Origin of the sequence: Rhizobium sophoriradicis, from assembly GCF_003939025.1 — a bacterium.
Lineage (GTDB): Bacteria > Pseudomonadota > Alphaproteobacteria > Rhizobiales > Rhizobiaceae > Rhizobium > Rhizobium sophoriradicis.
This window is the reverse complement of the sequence record NZ_RQIH01000014.1, coordinates 184,904-202,936: the sequence shown is the minus strand read 5'-3', so window position 1 is coordinate 202,936 and position 18,033 is coordinate 184,904. Positions and strand designations below refer to the sequence as shown.

General features: G+C 62.7%; 18 protein-coding genes. 11 read left to right on the top strand and 7 right to left on the bottom strand.

Translation table 11 applies throughout. The features are described 5' to 3' along the window. The first annotated feature begins 15 nt into the window (after positions 1-15). Positions 16-423, top strand: coding sequence for a helix-turn-helix domain-containing protein (locus EFR00_RS23705; protein WP_077994717.1), 408 nt, complete (start codon positions 16-18; stop codon positions 421-423). 16 nt (positions 424-439) lie between these two features. Here EFR00_RS23705 and EFR00_RS23700 read toward each other — a convergent pair whose 3' ends face one another. From EFR00_RS23700 to betI, 4 genes are all read right to left on the bottom strand, one after another. Then, positions 440-877, bottom strand: a complete 438-nt coding sequence (locus EFR00_RS23700) for a VOC family protein (RefSeq protein WP_077994719.1) — start codon at positions 875-877, stop codon at positions 440-442. An 80-nt stretch (positions 878-957) separates the two neighbouring features. Next, positions 958-2,607, bottom strand: a complete 1,650-nt coding sequence (betA, locus tag EFR00_RS23695) for a choline dehydrogenase (protein ID WP_077994722.1) — start codon at positions 2,605-2,607, stop codon at positions 958-960. A gap of 209 nt (positions 2,608-2,816) precedes the next feature. Next, the gene (gene betB, locus EFR00_RS23690) at positions 2,817-4,280 is read right to left on the bottom strand and encodes a betaine-aldehyde dehydrogenase (RefSeq protein WP_077994724.1); all 1,464 of its coding nucleotides are present in this window, start codon (positions 4,278-4,280) and stop codon (positions 2,817-2,819) included. Between the two features lie 5 nt (positions 4,281-4,285). After that, complete coding sequence (gene betI / locus EFR00_RS23685) at positions 4,286-4,975, bottom strand: transcriptional regulator BetI (protein ID WP_077994727.1); 690 nt, start codon at positions 4,973-4,975, stop codon at positions 4,286-4,288. A gap of 134 nt (positions 4,976-5,109) precedes the next feature. Between betI and EFR00_RS23680 the strand changes: the two genes are divergently transcribed. The 5 genes from EFR00_RS23680 to EFR00_RS23660 all read left to right on the top strand — a co-directional run bounded on the left by EFR00_RS23680 (position 5,110) and on the right by EFR00_RS23660 (position 10,121). Next, positions 5,110-5,688 carry an HdeD family acid-resistance protein gene (locus EFR00_RS23680; protein ID WP_077994730.1) on the top strand — a complete coding sequence of 193 codons (579 nt, stop codon included), beginning with the start codon at positions 5,110-5,112 and terminating at the stop codon, positions 5,686-5,688. Positions 5,689-5,886: 198 nt separating this feature from the next. Then, on the top strand, positions 5,887-6,129 hold the full coding sequence (locus EFR00_RS23675) for a ribbon-helix-helix domain-containing protein (protein ID WP_077994732.1): 243 nt from the start codon (positions 5,887-5,889) through the stop codon (positions 6,127-6,129). Positions 6,130-6,288: 159 nt separating this feature from the next. Further along, on the top strand, positions 6,289-8,106 hold the full coding sequence (locus tag EFR00_RS23670) for a GGDEF domain-containing protein (RefSeq protein WP_225882562.1): 1,818 nt from the start codon (positions 6,289-6,291) through the stop codon (positions 8,104-8,106). A gap of 78 nt (positions 8,107-8,184) precedes the next feature. Then, entirely contained in the window at positions 8,185-9,180 is a 996-nt protein-coding gene (locus tag EFR00_RS23665) for an NAD(P)H-quinone oxidoreductase (RefSeq protein ID WP_077994734.1), read from the top strand. Positions 9,181-9,341: 161 nt separating this feature from the next. After that, positions 9,342-10,121 carry a class I SAM-dependent methyltransferase gene (locus tag EFR00_RS23660; protein WP_077994735.1) on the top strand — a complete coding sequence of 260 codons (780 nt, stop codon included), beginning with the start codon at positions 9,342-9,344 and terminating at the stop codon, positions 10,119-10,121. Between the two features lie 48 nt (positions 10,122-10,169). On the opposite strand, the gene EFR00_RS23655 is transcribed toward EFR00_RS23660, so the two are convergent. Next, the gene (locus tag EFR00_RS23655) at positions 10,170-11,597 is read right to left on the bottom strand and encodes an MFS transporter (protein WP_077994736.1); all 1,428 of its coding nucleotides are present in this window, start codon (positions 11,595-11,597) and stop codon (positions 10,170-10,172) included. Positions 11,598-11,700: 103 nt separating this feature from the next. On the opposite strand from EFR00_RS23655, the gene EFR00_RS23650 reads away from it, so the two are divergent. Continuing rightward, positions 11,701-12,324 carry a helix-turn-helix transcriptional regulator gene (locus tag EFR00_RS23650; RefSeq protein WP_009990893.1) on the top strand — a complete coding sequence of 208 codons (624 nt, stop codon included), beginning with the start codon at positions 11,701-11,703 and terminating at the stop codon, positions 12,322-12,324. A 28-nt stretch (positions 12,325-12,352) separates the two neighbouring features. Here EFR00_RS23650 and EFR00_RS23645 read toward each other — a convergent pair whose 3' ends face one another. Beyond that, a complete protein-coding gene (locus EFR00_RS23645; protein ID WP_077994737.1) occupies positions 12,353-13,564 on the bottom strand; it encodes an MFS transporter in 1,212 nt (403 codons plus the stop codon). A gap of 708 nt (positions 13,565-14,272) precedes the next feature. Here EFR00_RS23645 and EFR00_RS23635 point away from each other — a divergent pair. Beyond that, the gene (locus tag EFR00_RS23635) at positions 14,273-14,611 is read left to right on the top strand and encodes a hypothetical protein (RefSeq protein WP_010055075.1); all 339 of its coding nucleotides are present in this window, start codon (positions 14,273-14,275) and stop codon (positions 14,609-14,611) included. Positions 14,612-14,796: 185 nt separating this feature from the next. Further along, entirely contained in the window at positions 14,797-15,804 is a 1,008-nt protein-coding gene (locus EFR00_RS23630) for an asparaginase (protein ID WP_077994739.1), read from the top strand. Here EFR00_RS23630 and EFR00_RS23625 read toward each other — a convergent pair whose 3' ends face one another. Next, complete coding sequence (locus EFR00_RS23625; protein WP_077994740.1) at positions 15,805-16,560, bottom strand: DeoR/GlpR family DNA-binding transcription regulator; 756 nt, start codon at positions 16,558-16,560, stop codon at positions 15,805-15,807. It abuts the gene before it with no gap. 128 nt (positions 16,561-16,688) lie between these two features. Between EFR00_RS23625 and EFR00_RS23620 the strand changes: the two genes are divergently transcribed. Further along, positions 16,689-17,045 carry a DUF4406 domain-containing protein gene (locus EFR00_RS23620; protein WP_077994850.1) on the top strand — a complete coding sequence of 119 codons (357 nt, stop codon included), beginning with the start codon at positions 16,689-16,691 and terminating at the stop codon, positions 17,043-17,045. Between the two features lie 290 nt (positions 17,046-17,335). Beyond that, positions 17,336-17,956 carry a glutathione S-transferase family protein gene (locus EFR00_RS23615; protein WP_077994741.1) on the top strand — a complete coding sequence of 207 codons (621 nt, stop codon included), beginning with the start codon at positions 17,336-17,338 and terminating at the stop codon, positions 17,954-17,956. Positions 17,957-18,033 lie beyond the last annotated feature (77 nt).

Genomic DNA, 18,033 nt, shown 5'->3' with positions numbered 1-18,033 from the left:
GGAAGGGTTAGGCCAATGAGCGCACTTGTAAAACTTGTAAGCGAGCACTGGACGCATGTGGCTCCTCTTCTTGCCATGCCGATCAACGAGGCTGAGTATGATCGTCTGGTGGAGCAGCTTGATGAGATTCTCGTTGAAGTGGGCGACGATGATGATCATCCTTTGGCCTTGCTTGCGTCTCGCATGGCGGACCTTGTTGAGGCCTATGACGAGCAGAACCGGCCGATGCCTCCCGTGACCGGAGCCGATGCACTTCGTTATATTATGGAGGAGCGGGGCCTCAGCCAGTCCGAGGTGCCGGAAGTCGGCGCTCAGTCCGTCGTCTCTGAGATCCTCAGTGGGAAACGGCAAATCAATCTCAGGCAGGCGCGCGCGCTGAGCGAGCGATTTCTCATGCCTGCATCAGTATTTCTCTCACTCTGACAGACCCTCATTGCGCTCAGCCGAGTTCCTGGGCGAGTCCGATGAGAAGCCCCTCAGGACCACGGATATAGCAGAGCCGATACGCGTCCTTATACTGGACGACCTCGCCGACGAGCTGCGCGCCGCGCCTGCGGAGCCTTTCGAGGGTGTCGTCGATATCGTCGACGGTGAACATGGCGCGGAGGTAGCCCAGCGCGTTGACCGGGGCGCTGCGGTGATCTGCGATGACATCCGGCTTGAGGAAGCGGGAGAGCTCGAGCCGGCTGTGTCCATCTGGTGTGCGCATCATGGCGATCTCGACATGCTGATCGACAAGTCCGGTCACTCGTCCGGCCCATTCGCCGTCGATCGTGCCCTGTCCTTCGAGTTCGAGGCCGAGTTCGCGAAAGAAATCAATCGCCGCCGCGAGGTCTTCGACGACGATTCCGACATTGTCCATCCGCTTGAGCGCCATGTTTCCAACCTCCCAGCTGCCGTCCCAGGCTACAAGGTGCCGCCTGGCTTGACAACGGACGCTTGATCAGGCCTCCGCCGTCACCGATCGCTGACCGCCGCCCTTGGATTGACCCAGGGCTCCTGGTTCGAGCGCGCCAGCGGCTGCTTGCCGAGGATGTGGTCGGCGGCCTTCTCGCCGGTCATGATCGAGGGGCCGTTCAGATTGCCGTAGGTGACATGCGGGAAGATCGAGCTGTCGGCGACGCGCAAGGCCTCGACGCCGATCACCCGCGTCTGCGGATCGACCACCGCCATCGGATCGTCCTTGGCGCCCATCTTGCAGGTGCCGCAGGGGTGATAGGCGCTTTCCAGATGCTCGCGCAGGAAGGCATCGATCTCTTCGTCGCTTTGCACGCCTTCACCCGGCTGGATCTCCGGGCCGCGATAGGCGTCGAAGGCCGTCTGCCCGAAGATCTCGCGGGTCAGGCGGACGCAGTGGCGGAATTTTTCCCAATCCTCCGGATGGCTCATATAGTTGAAGCGCAGCACCGGCTCGGCCTTCGGGTCGGGCGAGCGCAGCGTCACGCTGCCGCGCGATTTCGACAGGTTATAGCCGACATGCACCTGGAAGCCATGGCTTTTCGCCGCCGCCTTGCCGTCATAGCTGATCGCAACGGGGAGGAAATGATACTGAATATCGGGCTGTTTCAGCCCGGGTGCCGAGCGTAGGAAGGCGCAGGCCTCGAACTGGTTGGAGGCGCCGAGCCCGCCCTTCGACAGCAGCCATTGCGCGCCCGCCACCCCCTGCCAGAACCACGGCAGCCAGGAATAGAGCGACACCGGCTTGGTGCTCACCTGCTGGAAGTAGAATTCCATATGGTCCTGCAGGTTGGCGCCGACACCTGGCCGGTCGGCCTTCACCGCAATGCCCATGTCCGTGAGATGCTGGCCGGGGCCGATGCCCGACAGCATCAAGAGCTTCGGCGAATTGAAGGAGGAGGCCGAAACGATCACCTCGCGATTGGCCTTCACCACCTCCACCTTGCCGCCGCGCTCGATCTCGACACCGGTTGCCCGGCCGTCCTCGATGACGATTTTCCACGCCACACCGTAGACGATCCCGACATTTTTCCGCTTCAGCGCCGGTTTCAGATAGGCATTGGCGGCAGACCAGCGACGGCCGGCAAAGATGGTCTGCTCCATCAGCCCGAAGCCTTCCTGCTTGCTGCCGTTATAATCCTCGGTCGTCTCGAAGCCCGCCTGCTTGCCGGCCTCGATGAAGGCGCGAAACAGCGGATTGGTGAAGCCGCCGCGCTGGACATGCAGCGGCCCGTCGGTGCCGCGCCAGCCCTCCTCGCCGCCATGCGAATGCTCCATCCGCTTGAAATAGGGGAGAACGTCGGCATAGGCCCAGCCGCTGGCGCCGAGCTCCTCCCAGCGGTTGAAGTCTTCCGCATGGCCGCGCACATAGACCATGCCGTTGATCGAGGAGGAGCCGCCGATCACCTTGCCGCGCGGCGCGGTGATGCGCCGGTTGTTAAGGTTCGGCTCCGGCTCGGAGAGATAACCCCAATTGTAGCGCTTCATGCTCATCGGCCAGGCAAGCGCTGCCGGCATCTGGATGAACGGCCCGAAATCGCTGCCGCCCGCCTCGATGACGAGGACGCTGTTCTTGCCGTCCTCGGAGAGGCGATAGGCGAGGGCGGACCCCGCTGAGCCCGAGCCGATGATGACGAAATCTGCTTGCATGGTTCTGTCTTTCTCGATTTGCCCTTCGGCCGGCTGCTTGTTTGCCGCGCCTGCCCCTCATCCGGCTGCCGCCACCTTCTCCCCGTTCTGACGGGGAGAAGGGATCTTGCCGCAACCTGTCCGTTCCCCGCAGGCCTTTCGTCTGGCACGTCCCCTCTCCCCGCGTGCGGGGAGAGGGTTAGGGTGAGGGGCAGGCCGGAGCTTGTTACTCAATAAGGCGCCACCACCGGCCCCATGCCGACGTAGACCGTCTTCAGCTCGGAATAATGCTCCAGCGCCGCCAGCGAATTCTCGCGGCCGAAGCCGGATTGTTTCGAGCCGCCGAAGGGGATTTCGACAGGGCAGAGATTATAGGTGTTGATCCAGAGCGTGCCCGCCTCCAGCCGATCGACGACGCGGTGGGCGCGGGTGAGGTCGGCGGTGAAGACGCCGCCCGACAGGCCGAATTCGCTGGCATTGGCGCGTGTGGTGACCTCGTCCTCATCGTCGAAATCGAGCACCGACATCACAGGCCCGAAGATCTCTTCGCGGGCGATGGTCATCTCGTCGGTGACGTCGGCAAAGACGGTCGGCTGCACGTAATAGCCTTCGCCGGAGACATTGTTGGGAATGCCGCCGCCGGCAATCAGGGTGGCGCCCTCGGCCTTGCCCTTCTCGATATAGGCGATCACCTTCTCGCGCTGCGCCCAGGAAACCATCGGGCCGATCTGCGTCGCCTCGTCCATCGGGTCGCCGATCAGCATCGCCTCGGTGCGCGCCTTCAGCCGCTTCAGGAACTCGGCCTTGATCCCCTTCTGCACGAAGACGCGCGTGCCGTTCGAGCAGACCTGGCCGGTCGAATAGAAATTGCCGAGCATGGCGCCGCCGACCGCCGAATCGAGATCCGCGTCGTCGAAGACGATGAGCGGCGACTTGCCGCCGAGCTCCATCGTCACATGCTTGAGATTGCCGGCTGCAGCCGCCGCGACCCGACGCCCGGTCGGCACCGAGCCGGTCAGCGACACCTTGGCGACATCGGGATGGTTGACGAGCATCGGCCCGATATCGCGATCGCCCTGGATGACGTTGAAGAGCCCCTTCGGCAGCCCCGCCTCATGCAGGATCTCGGCGATCTTCAAGGCGCCGAGCGGCGTATTCTCCGAAGGCTTGAACACCATGGCATTGCCTGAGATGAGCGCCGGGGCAGCTTTCCAGCAGGCGATCTGCTGCGGATAGTTCCAGGCGCCGATGCCGACGCAGACGCCGAGCGGCACCCGCTTGGTATAGGCGAAATCCTGGCCGAGCGGGATATGCGAACCGTTGAGCCCGGCCGGTGCGACGCCGCCGAAGAACTCGAAGGCGTCGGCGCCCGAGGTCGGGTCGGCGACGATCGTTTCCTGGATCGGCTTGCCGGTATCGAGCGTTTCCAGTTCGGAGAGCTCGCGATTGCGCTCGCGCATGATGTCGGCGGCTCGCTTCAAGATGCGGCCGCGCGCCATCGGACTCATCGCTGCCCATTCCGTCTGAGCGCACTTGGCCGCGGCAATCGCCTTCTCGACGATTGCGGGCGTGGCCGCATGCAGCCGGGCGATCACCTCGCCGGTCGCAGGATAAAGGCTCTCGATGACGGCGCCGTCGCTATCCTCGACATATTCGCCATCGATGAAGTGCGAGGCGTTCGGCTGGGCTTTCATGTCATTTATCCATGGGGTTCGATGTGGTCGTTCCTTCTCCCCTGGGGGAGAAGGTGGCCCGCAGGGCCGGATGAGGGGGCGGCAGTCTCGGCCTTCACCCGCCGGGGAGAAGGGGAGGCGCCGGCCAGAAGCGCATTCAGATAATCCTCCGTCAGCGCGATCGAAGCTTCGATGCCGATCGGCGCCGATTTCAGACTCTGCCTGATATAGAGCCCGTCGATCATCGCCGCAGCGCCCTCGGCGACGCGTTCTGCGGCATCGGCCGGCAGGAGCGTCTTGAGATCGGCAAGCAGGTTGGAGCGAAGCCGTCGGGCATAGATCACCAGGAAGCGCCGTGTCTCCTCCGAGCGCTGCGCTTCGGCGTAAAAGGCAAGCCAGGCGGCAATCGTCTCCGGCGCGAACTGGTCGGCGTGAAAGCTGACGCGGATGACCGCCGAAAGCCGGGCGCGCGCTGTCTCGGCGGCGCGCAGCGCGGCCACCGTATCGCTGCGCAATTGCCGCAGCAGCGAGCGGATCGTCTCGATCAGCAATTGCTCCTTGCTGCCGAAATAATGATGCGCAAGGGCTGGCGACACGCCGGCCTGGCGGGCGATATCGGACATGGTGACGGCAAGCGAGCCGTGATCGCCGATCACCCGCAGCGCCGCATCGACAAGCGCCTTGCGGCGCAGAGGCTCCATTCCGACCTTCGGCAACGGCATCTCCCATGAACACGGCGCCAGATTATTTTTGATTGACTGATCAATCAACAAAAATCTTTGTCGGTTTGGCGAGCGCCGATCTTTCCCTGAAAACCTACTGCAACATATCTGGATTCAGGAGGTGCATCATGGCCGATGTCTTTGAGGGAACCCCGACATCCCAGCTGCGGTCGAAATGGGTCTGGTTCGTTGGCCTCGGCGTTCTGCTGTTGGTCTGTGGTCTGATCGCGCTCGGCAATCTGATGCTCGCCACCGTCGTCTCGGTCTATTATGTCGGCATGCTGATGCTGTTCGGCGGCATCATCTATCTCGTCCACGCCTTCCAGGTGCGCGGCTGGGACGACGTGCTGTTCTGGGCGCTGAGCGGCCTGCTTTACGTGCTGGCCGGTATCGCGGCCTTCGTCAATCCGATCCTGACCTCGGCGGCGCTGACGCTGTTTCTGTCGCTCGCCCTTCTCATCGCCGGCGTCTTCCGCACCTGGGTCGGCAGGCGCATGAAGCCGGCCAAAGGCTGGGCATGGATCGTAATCAGCGGCGTCATAACCGCCCTTGCCGGTTTCGTCATAGTGCTCGGCTGGCCGGTCAACAGCCTCTGGATCCTCGGGCTTTTCCTTGCCGCCGATCTCATCGTCCAAGGCTCGACGATGATCGCCTTCGGCCTCGGCATCCGGATTGAAACGGTGGAGAAGGGTGACCCGGCTTTTTGACAAGCAGATGCCTGGGGATTAGACTTGAAGGATTACCGGCCGATCCTAACTACTGGGATCATCCGATGTGCGAATGCACCACCGCATAATTCCTTAGATCGGTATCGGTTTAAGGATCGGCGAGATCGCCGAGAATGGCAAAAATGGTCGTGCATCCCGATAGGCAGGGTTCTGCCTGATCGATATGGGAGGAAGTTCATGCCGATGGTAACCGTTTCCCTCTCTCCGCAACAGGCCGCGGGCATCCGCGCCGCTGTCGATAATGGCGGTTATGCCTCAAGCAGCGAGGTCGTCCGCGAGGCGCTGCGCCTCTGGGATGCCGCCCGCAAGCTCGGCGAAATCAAGGCCGAACTCCTCGATGACGAGAGCGGTGCCTCCGGCGGCAGATGTGTCGCCGACATGTTCGCAGATCATGAGGCGCAGCGCCGTCGCTCCGCCTGAACAAGCGTCTGATTGCGTTGGAAAATCCGATTAAACGCGGAACGCGTGGCGATGCCCTGCGTCTTTCACAAAACTTTCATATTGGCGAAAGGGTTCATTGATCCTTCTGCGGCATGGTCCTGGCTCAAGAAGAACAAGTCACAGTGGAGATCGGCCGAGATGAAAACCGGCACATCCCTGACTGCCGCCGTCGAACCTGGCGTCCTGCGCCGTTATGCCAGCGATCAGATCGTCACCCTTGCCAAGCTCGTCGTCGAGAACGCTTTTCAGCCGATTGTCGAGGCCGGCACAGGCACGGTGTTCGGCTACGAATCCCTGATGCGCGGCCAGGATCGCATCGGCTACGATACGCCGGCCGATATTCTCGATGAAGCCCATCGGGCCGGCCAGCTGCTGGCGCTCGAACAGATGCTGGCGAGCCGCGCACTCGCCAAATTTGCGACGCTGCCGAATTTCTCCACCGCGACGCTGTTCCTCAATCTCGATGTCCGGCTGATCCCCGATGGCGAGCGGCTGGTCGAAAGCCTGCTGCAGCATCTGAGGAGCGCGAATATCCCGCCGTCTTCGGTCTGTTTCGAATTCTCCGAACGTTTCGACAACACAAGCGTGCCGGAATTTTCAGCTCTGGTGTCGAAGCTGCGCAAGGCCGGCTTCAAGCTGGCGATCGACGATTTCGGTGTCGGTCACGGCGAGATGAAACTGCTCTGCGATCATCCCGTCGATTATCTGAAGATCGACCGTCATTTCGTCGCCGATATCGATCGCAGCCCGCGCAAGCGTCACCTGCTGAAAAGCATCGTCAATATCGCCCATGTGCTCGGCACTCGCGTCATCGCCGAGGGCATCGAGACCGAAGCCGAATTCATTGCGTGCCGAGAATATGGCGTCGATCTCGTCCAGGGCTGGTTCATCTCGCGTCCGACGACGCATATGTCCGAACTGGCGCCGTCCTTCCCGCACCTGCAGGAGCTCGGAAAAAGCAAGCGCGCCAGCCAGTCGCTCGATGAGATCCTCATCCGCAGGCAGATCGAGTTGCTGCCGACGGTTTACGAGAACGACAGCATCGACAGCGTCTTCGAGCTTTTCCGCCGCAATCCGCGCCAGGCTTTCTTCCCCGTGCTCAACGCCAATGACGAGCCGCGCGGCATCATCCACGAGCATCACCTCAAGGAATATATCTATCAGCCCTTCGGCCGCGATCTCCTGAAGAACAAGATGTATGAGCGCAGCATTTCGCATTTCGTCGAGATGGCGCCGATCGTCGGCCTCGACAGCGATGCCGAGCATCTGATGGCGATCTTCGCCAATATGGAGGGCAGCAACTGCCTGATCCTGACCGACAATATGCGTTATGCCGGCGTCGTCTCCGCCGCCTCGCTGATCAAGGTCATCAACGAGAAGCAGTTGAAGACGGCCCAGGACCAGAACCCATTGACCGGCCTGCCGGGCAATCGCGCCATCCGCGATTTCATGCGCCAGTCCGGCCGCGACGGCGATGAGGTCCGCCATTTCTGCTATTGCGATTTCGACAATTTCAAGCCGTTCAACGATGCCTATGGCTTCCATCTCGGCGACCACGCGATCTCGCTGTTTGCCGCGCTGATGCGCCGCTATTTCTTCGCCGAGCGGCATTTTCTCGGCCATGTCGGCGGCGACGATTTCTTCATCGGCGTCGTCGGCTGGATCAAGGAGGAGTTGACGGAGATCCTCGACCGGCTGATCAGCGATTTCCACGACGACGTGCTCGACTTCTATTCCGACGAGCACCGCGCCGCCGGCCGCATCCTCGGTCACGACCGCAGCGGCGCCGAAGCCCTGTTCCCGCTGATGCGCTGCTCGATCGGCGTGATCGAACTGGCGGAAGGCCTCGTCATCGACGATATCAACCGTGTCAGCGCCGAGATCGCCGTCATCAAGTCGGCCGCCAAGGAGAGCGAGGAGGGCCTCGCCTTCCACGTTCTGGGCGAGGCGAATTGACGCCCTTGCCGTTTCCGACCTTCCCAAGCCGGCGGTGCTGATTTAATTCCCCTGTTTTGGATCAGGGAGGATCGCACCATGCCATTGCCTCGAGAAATGCGTTTCGTCGATCTCAACTCCTTCGGCGGGCCGGAGGTGATGGTGATCGGCAGCCGCCCGCTGCCGATGCCGCAAGAGGGGCAGGTGCTGGTGCGCGCCGAGGCGATCGGCGTCAACCGCCCCGATATTGCCCAGCGCCAGGGCAGCTACCCCCCGCCGAAGGACGCGAGCCCGATCCTCGGCCTGGAGCTTGCAGGCGAAATCGTCGCCGTCGGGCCCGGTGTCAGCGATCACGCCGTCGGCGACAAGGTCTGCGGCCTTGCCAATGGCGGCGCCTATGCCGAATATTGCCTGTTGCCGGCAGGCCAGATCCTGCCCTTTCCCAAGGGTTATGATGCCGTGAAAGCGGCCGCCCTTCCCGAAACCTTCTTCACCGTCTGGGCCAATCTTTTCCAGATGGCCGGGCTGACCGAAGGCGAGACGGTGCTGATCCATGGCGGCACCAGCGGCATCGGCACGACGGCGATCCAGCTTGCCCGCGCCTTCGGCGCCGAGGTCTATGCGACGGCCGGCTCGAGCGAGAAATGCGAGGCCTGCGAAAAGCTCGGCGCCAAACGGGCGATCAACTACCGCAGCGAGGATTTCGCCGAGGTGATCAAGGCCGAGACCGGCCAGGGCGTCGACATCATCCTCGACATGATCGGCGCCGCCTATTTCGAGCGCAACCTCGCCTCGCTCGCCAAAGACGGCTGCCTGTCGATCATCGCCTTCCTCGGCGGCGCCGTTGCCGAAAGGGTCAATCTGTCGCCGATCATGGTCAAGCGGCTGACGGTGACCGGCTCCACCATGCGTCCGCGCACGGCCGAGGAAAAACGCGCCATCCGCGACGACCTCCTCTCGCAAGTCTGGCCGCTCTTGGAAACGGGCGCCATCGCCCCGGTCATCCACAAGGTCTTTGCCTTCGAAGCAGTCGTCGAGGCACACCGCCTGATCGAGGAAGGCAGCCATATCGGCAAGGTGGTGCTCACCGTCTGAGGTCAGCTTCGGACCAGCATTCGTACGCAAGGTGAAGCTGATCCTGGGCGTTTCGTGAGTCTCCGGGATCGTTGAACAGTTGTCTGATCGAAACCTGGCCCCGAAACTGCGCATCTTGACGTGGCGTTGCTTGCGCGTTGTACGGTCCCTATGAGGATACAATGGCTCTATTCCACGCGTGCCCCATCTGCCGCAGCAGAATTCCGCATTTCGTACCGCTTCCACGCTACTACGTCGACAAAGCGGTCGAGCACGGCTTTCCCTATGGCCTGCATGAATTCGAGACGATCAACCATCAGGCCTATAGCTGCCCCAATTGTCATTCGACCGATCGCGACAGGCTCTTCGCGCTGTTCCTGACGCCGGTATTCCAGCGCCTCAACCAGGCGCAGGCTGTCCGCTTCCTGGACATTGCGCCCGGCCGCGCCTTGACCTTCTGGCTCAAAAGCCACCCGCATATCTTCTACCGTAGCTGCGATATGTATTTGCCCGAGGCAGACGACAAGGCGGATATCCACAACCTGCCCTACGCCGATGAGAGCTTCGACTTCGTGCTTTGTTCCCACGTGCTCGAACACGTCGACGATCCAGTGCGTGCCACCGCCGAAATCCGGCGTGTTCTCAAGCAGGACAGCGTCGCCATCCTGATGGCGCCGATCTGCCTGTCGATCGAGGACACCTATGAAAATCCCGAGGTGACGACGCCGGAAGGCCGCTGGGCGCATTTCGGCCAGGACGACCACGTGCGTCTCTTCTCAAGGTCCGGCTTTGTCGATGTGATCCAGCGCGCCGGTTTGGCTGTCCAGCAAATCCCGGTCACCGAATTCCTCACGCCCGAGGTCTGCGAGACCTATGGCATCAGTCGCGACTCCATCCTCTATCTCGGCGTGAAGCAGCAGGCCGTCCAGCAGGCGCCGGAACCGGAGCGCAACGTCGCCTGAAAGCTTTAACCTTCGTTACAGAGGCGCCTCGAACCCTGAGGCGCCTTTTCAATTCCGGTTGTCCCTCAGCGTCATTGCTGCGGCGATCGCGACGATGCCGGGCACTGCCATGGCGACATAGAGCCAGTGCGCCGCCGACAGCGCGCCGGATATGCCGCCCGGTTCGACGAGGCCGGCTCCATTGGCGATGACGCCGGAAAAGGCTGCGCCGAAAGCGCCGCCGAGCGAGCTCATCGTCGGGATCGCCGAAGATGCCTTGTCCTGTTCGTTTCTGGCGACGAGCTTCAGCACCATGGCGACGAGATGCGCCCAGCCGAGGCCGATGCCGAAGCCCATCATGAACATGGCGACCGCCGCCGGCACGATCAGCGGCAAAAGAGCCTGCGGATTGTCTTTGGCGAGGAAGATGGCCAGCGAAGCGGTTGCCGCCGCCTCGATCAGCGCGCCGGCAATGATCGCCGCGTGCGCCCGCCGGCCGGTCAATGAGCTGCTGAGGAAGGCGGCTAAGGTCCAGCCGAGGGCGACCAGCGCCACCAGATAGCCCGAGATCAGCGGCGTCACCCCATGCAGGACCTGCAGGAAATAGGGAATGAAGACGTCGCTGACGAGCACGACGGTCATGGCGAGCATCGCCAGATAGACGCGGGAAATCGGCTTGGAGAGGCTGACGGCGCCGGAAGGCAGCAGCCGGTTGCGGCTTCGCGCCTCGATGAGCAGCATGGCTACCACCGCAACGACCGAACTGGCGATCAACGCCGTTTTCATGGCTGTCGCCTCGATCGCACCGGCGGCGCTGATCATCAGCACGGCGGCAAGCAGCAGCCCGATCTGTGCAACCGGCGTCTTCACGTGATCGCGGTCGTCCTCGACATCGGGCAAGAGTCGCGGCGCCAGCGCCGCCATCAGGATGCCGAGCGGCACCAGCACGATGAAGGCGTAGCGCCAGCTGCTGCCGGAGGAAAAGAAGCCGCCGAGCGTCGGGCCGATGACGGTCGAGATGCCCCAGATCGCCGCGTAAAGCGTCGTGGCCTTCGGCCACAGCGGCTCGGGATAGACGAAGCGGATGAAGGCATAACCGAGGGCCGCAAGCGCGCCCGTCCCGAGACCCTGAAGCGCGCGTCCGACCAGGACCACCGGCATTGACGGGGCAATTGCAGCGATGAGGCTGCCCACGCCGAAAACGAGGGCGGCGATCACATAGACGCCGCGCAGCGTAATCCCTCGCGGGCGCATGGCGACGAAGATCGAGCCGAGCACGGCGGCGGCGACGAACAGGCTTGTCACCCACGAAAGCAGGGCAAGACCGCCGATGTCGCGCACGATCGAAGGCGCGATGGTCGCTGTGATGTAGCTCTCGACCGCATAAAGCGTCACGCCGCCGGCCAGCATCAGCGTTGCGGCCAGGTGCTCGGGAAGGAAGAGGCGGAGGACGGAGCTGGTATTCGGAATAGCAATGGTCTGGTCGATTTCGGACATGGGGCGATCCTCGACGTTTTTTGCTGGCGGGAAATAATTTTCCAAGTTATAAATTGGAAAATTACATGCCGTCCTGATTAAAACAAGACTTGACTTGGAAAATATGCGCCAATCCCCAGCCAACCGGATCCTGATCCTGATAAAGACCGAGGGTCCGCAGCTTGCCTCCGCAATCGGCGATGCGCTCGGCATCTCCGGAGAGGCTGCCCGCCAGCAACTGGCCAGGATGGCGGAGGAGGGGTTGGTGGAGCCGGTGACCGTCGCCGCCGCCGGCCGGGGACGCCCGCGTCAGCTCTGGCATCTGACCGCGGCCGGCAACCGCCGCTTTCCCGACGGCCATGCCGAATTGACGGCAAACCTGCTCGCCACCCTCACCGAACAGCTTGGAGCCGCAGCGCTCGACACCGTCATCTCCGCCCGCGAGGCCGAGACGCTGGAGCGCTATCGCCAAGAGCTGGAGACGGCCGGCGACCTTGCCGCCCGCGTCGAGTGCCTTGCCGCCATCCGCACCCGCGAGGGCTATATGGCCGACAGCTGGCGGGAGGCCGATGGCTCCTTCATGCTGGTTGAAAACCACTGCCCGATCTGCGCGGCGGCCACCGCCTGCGCCGGCTTCTGCCGCTCCGAACTCGAAACCTTCCGCGCCGCCCTCGGCGCCGAGGTCGAGCGCAGCGAACACATCCTCGCCGGCGCCCGCCGCTGCGCCTATCGCATCACGCCGCTTTGAGGCGGCGCGCTGACGTGCGGCCCACACCTTAAGCCGGCTGCCGCACCTGCCGTCTGCTGCTTTCGAGATAAAGCAAGGCGCCGATCGATGCCAAGCCCGCGGCAGCGCCGACGAAGGCGGTGCCGGAATAATCGGTGACCGATGTGCCGAAGGCGAAAATTGCGGCGCTGATGCCGGTGCCGATGAAGGTATTAAGCGAGAGTAATGAGGTTCCGAGCCCCGGCCGGTCGGCGATCAGATCCTGCAGATAGGTGATCGGCACGCTGAGGATCGCCGCCGCTCCGCAGGCGTTGAGAAGGAGCAGCGCATAGATGTGCCAGCGCGCCGAGGCGAAGCCGAGCAGCATCAGATAGGCGCAATAGATCAGCGCTCCGAAGGCAAGCACATGCACGGTGCGGAAGCGCCGTTGGGCAAAACCCCATATCATCGTGAACGGCATTTCGAGAAGGGCCATCAGACCGGCCATGAAGCCGACATCGACCACTGTTCCGCCGGCCGCATTGGTGATGATCAGCGGCGAGAGCATGCCGTTCAGCCGCTGCAGCCCGAAGAGCAGCGACATGACGATGACGCGCGAGAGCACATAGGGCATGAAGATCCGTTTCAGCGAAGCCAGGAATCCGACGGGATCGGGGGCGGAGCCGGCCGTACCGTTGCCCGGCGCGAAGAAGAAATACAGGCAGAAGCAGACGAGGCTTGCGAAGGCCGCGATCCCATAGGCCGGCGTCATCGACGGCGAATTGACGAGATAGAGGCCGATCAGCCCCGGCGCCAGCGCCCAGGAGCCGGAAAACAGCGCCCGCACCGTTGCCGTGACCGCGGCTGCCTCGCCGCGCTCGATCTGGTTGGTCCTGGCCCGCAGGCTGGCGAAAAGCAACGAATAGGTGGAATTGCTCATCGGCACCAGCAACAGCGTCGAGACGATGAAGATCGCCGGGCTGTGGATGATCGCGATCGATCCGAAGCCGAGCATGCCGGCGACCGAAAGCCCCAGCACCAGCGGCCGCCGCTCCTTCAGCCGGTCCGACCAGATCCCCAGCGTCAGGCTGGTCGTGACGTTGACGATCGCCGAGAAGAACACCAGCGCCGAATAGGTGCCGTTGCTCAAGCCCAGTTCATTGATGCCGATGATCGACTGGTAAGGCACGGTCGAGGCATAGGTGAAGGCGAGCGCGACGAGCGTCACGGTGGGAATGCGGATCCTGTTGTCGCGCAGAATCAAGGAAAGAGTGGATGACATTCGGGGCGGTTCCTGATGCACCATCTTTAGCCGCGTCCGATGCATCAGAGAAACGATAGTTTGCGATCGTTTCAGTCAATTCCTGTGATGATTGCTGCGTCAGATCTGCGCCGTCAAACTGGAGAGCCAGAAATCGATTTGCCCCGGGGGAAGAACGCTTCCGAGGAAACCGGTCAGAACTGAAGCAATCGACATCAAGACCAACCCCAGAAGCGCTCCGAGGATGATTTCAACGCTTGTCCTTTTGGGCCAGCGCGCCAACCGGCACGCCAGACCGAGAGAGACGAGCGTGAAAAATATTCACAATATTGAAGCTGAAATGGATAGACCTGATTGCAAAACACTTTCTTCGAATGTGATTTTGGTTGCAAGATAGCGTCGCTACGCGTCCAACCTCAAGGCTTGCATTTACACGCGGCGCGGACATCAATCCGGCTGGAGCCAGGCGCAAGATCTGGGATGACGGCGGTCGAGGCCGAATTGGCAGCATGCGCATCCTCCGCCCGGCATTGCGGTTCTGCTCCACAAGCCACCCCACCCTCCGTCATGCTCGGCCTTGAGCCGAGCATCCACACCGCATCCATCAAGGCCTGGGATGACCGAGTGTATGTGGGCCCTTCGGCGTAAATGCGCGCCGTGCTCTGGCCGATTGACTCTACCAATTTTCTGTCTTTAGTGCTCGCCGGGGTTGATCATTTGGATGGGACGATGAAATTTCGCATTCTTGGCGTTGTCGCGCTTTCTTTCGCCGTTGCAGGTTGCACGCACACAGCCCCCGATGGTCGGCCGCTCGTTCAGCACTTCTTCCGGAATCTCGTGATGAACGGATGTGGTTTCCAGATGACATGGGAATCGGCGAAAAAAGCCACAGATACGTTTAAGCCAGTCATCCCGACCGACAGAGAACGCCTGACCGACAGAGGTCTCATGAGGGCTGCAATCGCGGTTTGCGGCAAAGCGCCGTCCGGACGTAAGAGCAAAGCCATCGAAGTCGAGGTTCCCGACAGTGGCGGTGTCCTCAGGAAAATCGTTGTTGAAAGAGAATAGGCGCGGACTGCTCTCCATCCACCGTCGTCCTTCGGCTTGACCCCGGATCCATGCCGCTGCTGTTGGTGGATGCGGTATGGATGCTCGGCTCAAGGCCGACTGACGGAGCGGTTGGCTAAACCGTTGGCTTTCGCGCCCTGACGCGTTATGCCTGCCGCATCCCGCCAGCACCAGGATGAGAGCCCATGACCAATCCCGTCGTCGTCGAAGTCACCCGTGGCCTGCTCGTCGAAAGTCGTCATCGCGGCGCGGTGGCGGTCGTCGATGGCGATGGCAGCCTGATCTTTTCACTCGGCGATATCGAGGCTGCCGTCTTTCCGCGTTCGGCCTGCAAGGCGATGCAAGCGCTGCCGCTCGTCGAAAGCGGTGCGGCCGACGCCTATGGGTTCGGCGACAAGGAACTGGCGCTCGCCTGCGCCTCACATAATGGCGAGGACGAGCACGTGGCGCTTGCCGCTTCCATGCTGGCGCGCGCCGGCCGCAATGCCGAAGCGCTCGAATGCGGCGCCCATTGGTCGATGAACCAGAAGGTCCTGATCCAGCAAGTCCGCAGGCTGGAGGCGCCGACCGCGCTGCACAACAATTGCTCCGGCAAACATGCCGGCTTCATCTGCACCTGCTGCCACCGGGACATCGATCCGAAAGGCTATGTCGGTTATCAGCACCCGCTGCAGGTCGAGATCCGCGCGACGATGGAAAGCCTGACCGGCGCCGTGCTCGGCGCCGAAAGCTGCGGCACCGACGGCTGCTCGATTCCGACCTATGCCGTGCCTTTGCGCAGCCTTGCCCACGGCTTTGCCAAAATGGCGACCGGCAACGGCCTGGAGCCTTTGCGCGCCAAGGCATCCCGCCGCCTGATCGAGGCCTGCATGGCCGAGCCCTTCTATGTCGCCGGCTCCGGCCGCGCCTGCACGAAACTGATGCAGATCGCCCCCGGCCGCATCTTCGTCAAGACCGGCGCCGAGGGCGTCTTCTGCGCCGCGATTCCGGAGAAGGGCATCGCCATCGCGCTGAAATGCGAGGATGGCGCAACGCGTGCTGCCGAAGCCATGGTGGCGGCGACACTCGCCCGCTTCTTCGAGACGGAAGAGACGGTGCATGCCGGCCTGACGGCTTTTGCCGCAACCTCGATGCGCAATTGGAACGGCATCCATGTCGGCGATATCAGCGTTACCTCGGCCTTGACCGAGTGATTATGCCACGGTGATCGTGCCGTTGAGATCGCGATAGGGCTGCAGCCGTTCGGCCGTCATCTCCGCCGGCACGATCAGCCCGGCCACCTCGGAAATACCGAGCACCGGGCAGGGCGAGACGAGGTCGAACTTCTCCTGCGTCAGCAGCACATGGGTTTCGGCCGAGCAGCGGGCGATATGGCGTTTGATCGCCGCTTCCTCGAAGTCGCCGGTGGATAGCCCGTGCACAGGATGGGCGGCGGTGACGCCGAGGAAGAACAGATCGGGGCGCAGCTGCGAGATCGCCGCCATCGCCGCTGCCCCAGTCGCCACCATCGAATGTTTGTAGAGCCGGCCGCCGGCAAGGATCACCTCGGCCGTCGGATGGTGCTCCAGCTCGGCGGCGATCGTCGGGCTGTGGGTCGCAACCGTCAACGCCATGTCGCGTGGCAGGTGCCGGGCGATCTCCGCCGTCGTCGTACCCCCATCGAGAAAGATCATCTGCCCCGGCTTGACCATCGCCGCCGCCGCCGCCCCGAGCCGCGCCTTGATCTCGGACGAGACGCTGCGGCGCTGGGTGAAATCGGGCAGGTCAGGCGAAAGCGGCATCGCCCCACCATGCACGCGTTTCAACAGCCCCTCCGCCGCCATTTCTCGGAGGTCGCGCCGGATCGTGTCCTCAGAGAGCGAAAAATCCTCGGCGACGCGCTTGGCGATCACCTGGCCGTCACGGCGCAATATGTCGAGGATCAGGGCTTTGCGTTGCGTGGTCAGCATCGTCTCTCCGCACGAAATTGAACGAGATAGCGTGAGCTTGCACGAAATGACTCGACTTTCAAGAATTATCGTGCATTTTCGGGAAGTCCCGTGCATGAGGCCGGGAGTGCTCAGCGATGGAGTGGAAGATGCTGATTTTGATTGCCGGACACTACCGGTCTGGAACCGGCGACGACCCGGAAAAGATGGCCGCCAACCTGAAGCGGCTGGAAGAGCCTTCTCATAAGTTGTTTGCCGCCGGCCACGTGCCGATGATCGGTGAATGGGTGGCGCTGCCGGTCTGGCATGCCGCCGGCGGCAGATCGGTCGGCGACGCGCTCTACGAGGAAATTTTTCACCCGGTCGCCGGCCGGCTGCTGCAGCTCTGCGAAGGCGTGCTGCGCCTGCCGGGCGATTCCAAGGGCGCCGACAACGACGTGCGCATCGCCAGGGAACGCGGCATCCCGGTCTGGCACAGGCTGGAGGATGTGCCGGGCTGCGGCTGAGGGGCGAGAGTTCGTGACTGTGGACTGCCCCTCACCCTAACCCTTGCCGGGGTCGAGCCACTGGTCTCGACCCGTCCTTCGAACCCCCGCGGAAACGGGGAGAGGGGACGTGCCCTGCGAGGGGTTTGTGGGGGGTGAGAGGGTGCGGCATGTTCCCTTCTCCCCGTCAGAACGGGGAGAAGGTGCCGGCAGGCGGATGAGGGGCGGCTCGACGCAAAGCAAAACGCCATCCCCGGTTCCGGCGCACTCATCCCTGCGCTATACCACTTCCCGAAAGGGAGACGAGAACCATGCTGACATTGTATTACGCCTCGGAAACCTGCGCGCTTGCAAGCCTGATCGCCCTGGAAGAATCCGGCCTTGCCTTCGAAACGAAGAAGCTCAGCTTCGCCAATGGCGAGCAGCGTTCGCCGGATTATCTGAAGATCAACCCCAAAGGACGCGTGCCGGCGCTGGTGACCGAGCGCGGCGTGCTGACCGAAACGCCGGCGATCCTCGGCTTCATCGCTGAAAGCGCGCCGGCCGCCAAACTGGCGCCGCTCGGCGATGTCTTCGAGATGGCGCGGCTGCAGTCCTTCAACAGCTATCTCTGCTCGACTGTGCATGTGAACCATGCCCATCGCCGACGCGGGCCCCGCTGGGCCGACGATCCCTCAGCAATCGAGGCGATGAAGGCAAAGGTACCCGGGAATATGGCCGATTGCTTCACCCTGATCGAAGAGACGATGTTCAAGGGCCCCTGGGTGATGGGCGAGACTTATTCGCTCGCCGATCCCTATCTCTTCGTCATGACCGACTGGCTGCCGGGTGACGGCGTCGACCCCGCCCGCTTCGCAAAAATCACTGACCACCACGCCCGCATGCTGCAACGCCCTGCCGTTCAGCGCGCGCTCGTCTACGATCGCGGCTGACGGATGCCTAGCACTATATGCGCTTCGGCAATCGCCCTTCGCTTGGCCAGTGGCAGGCTGGCAGCGGCGCAGAATGA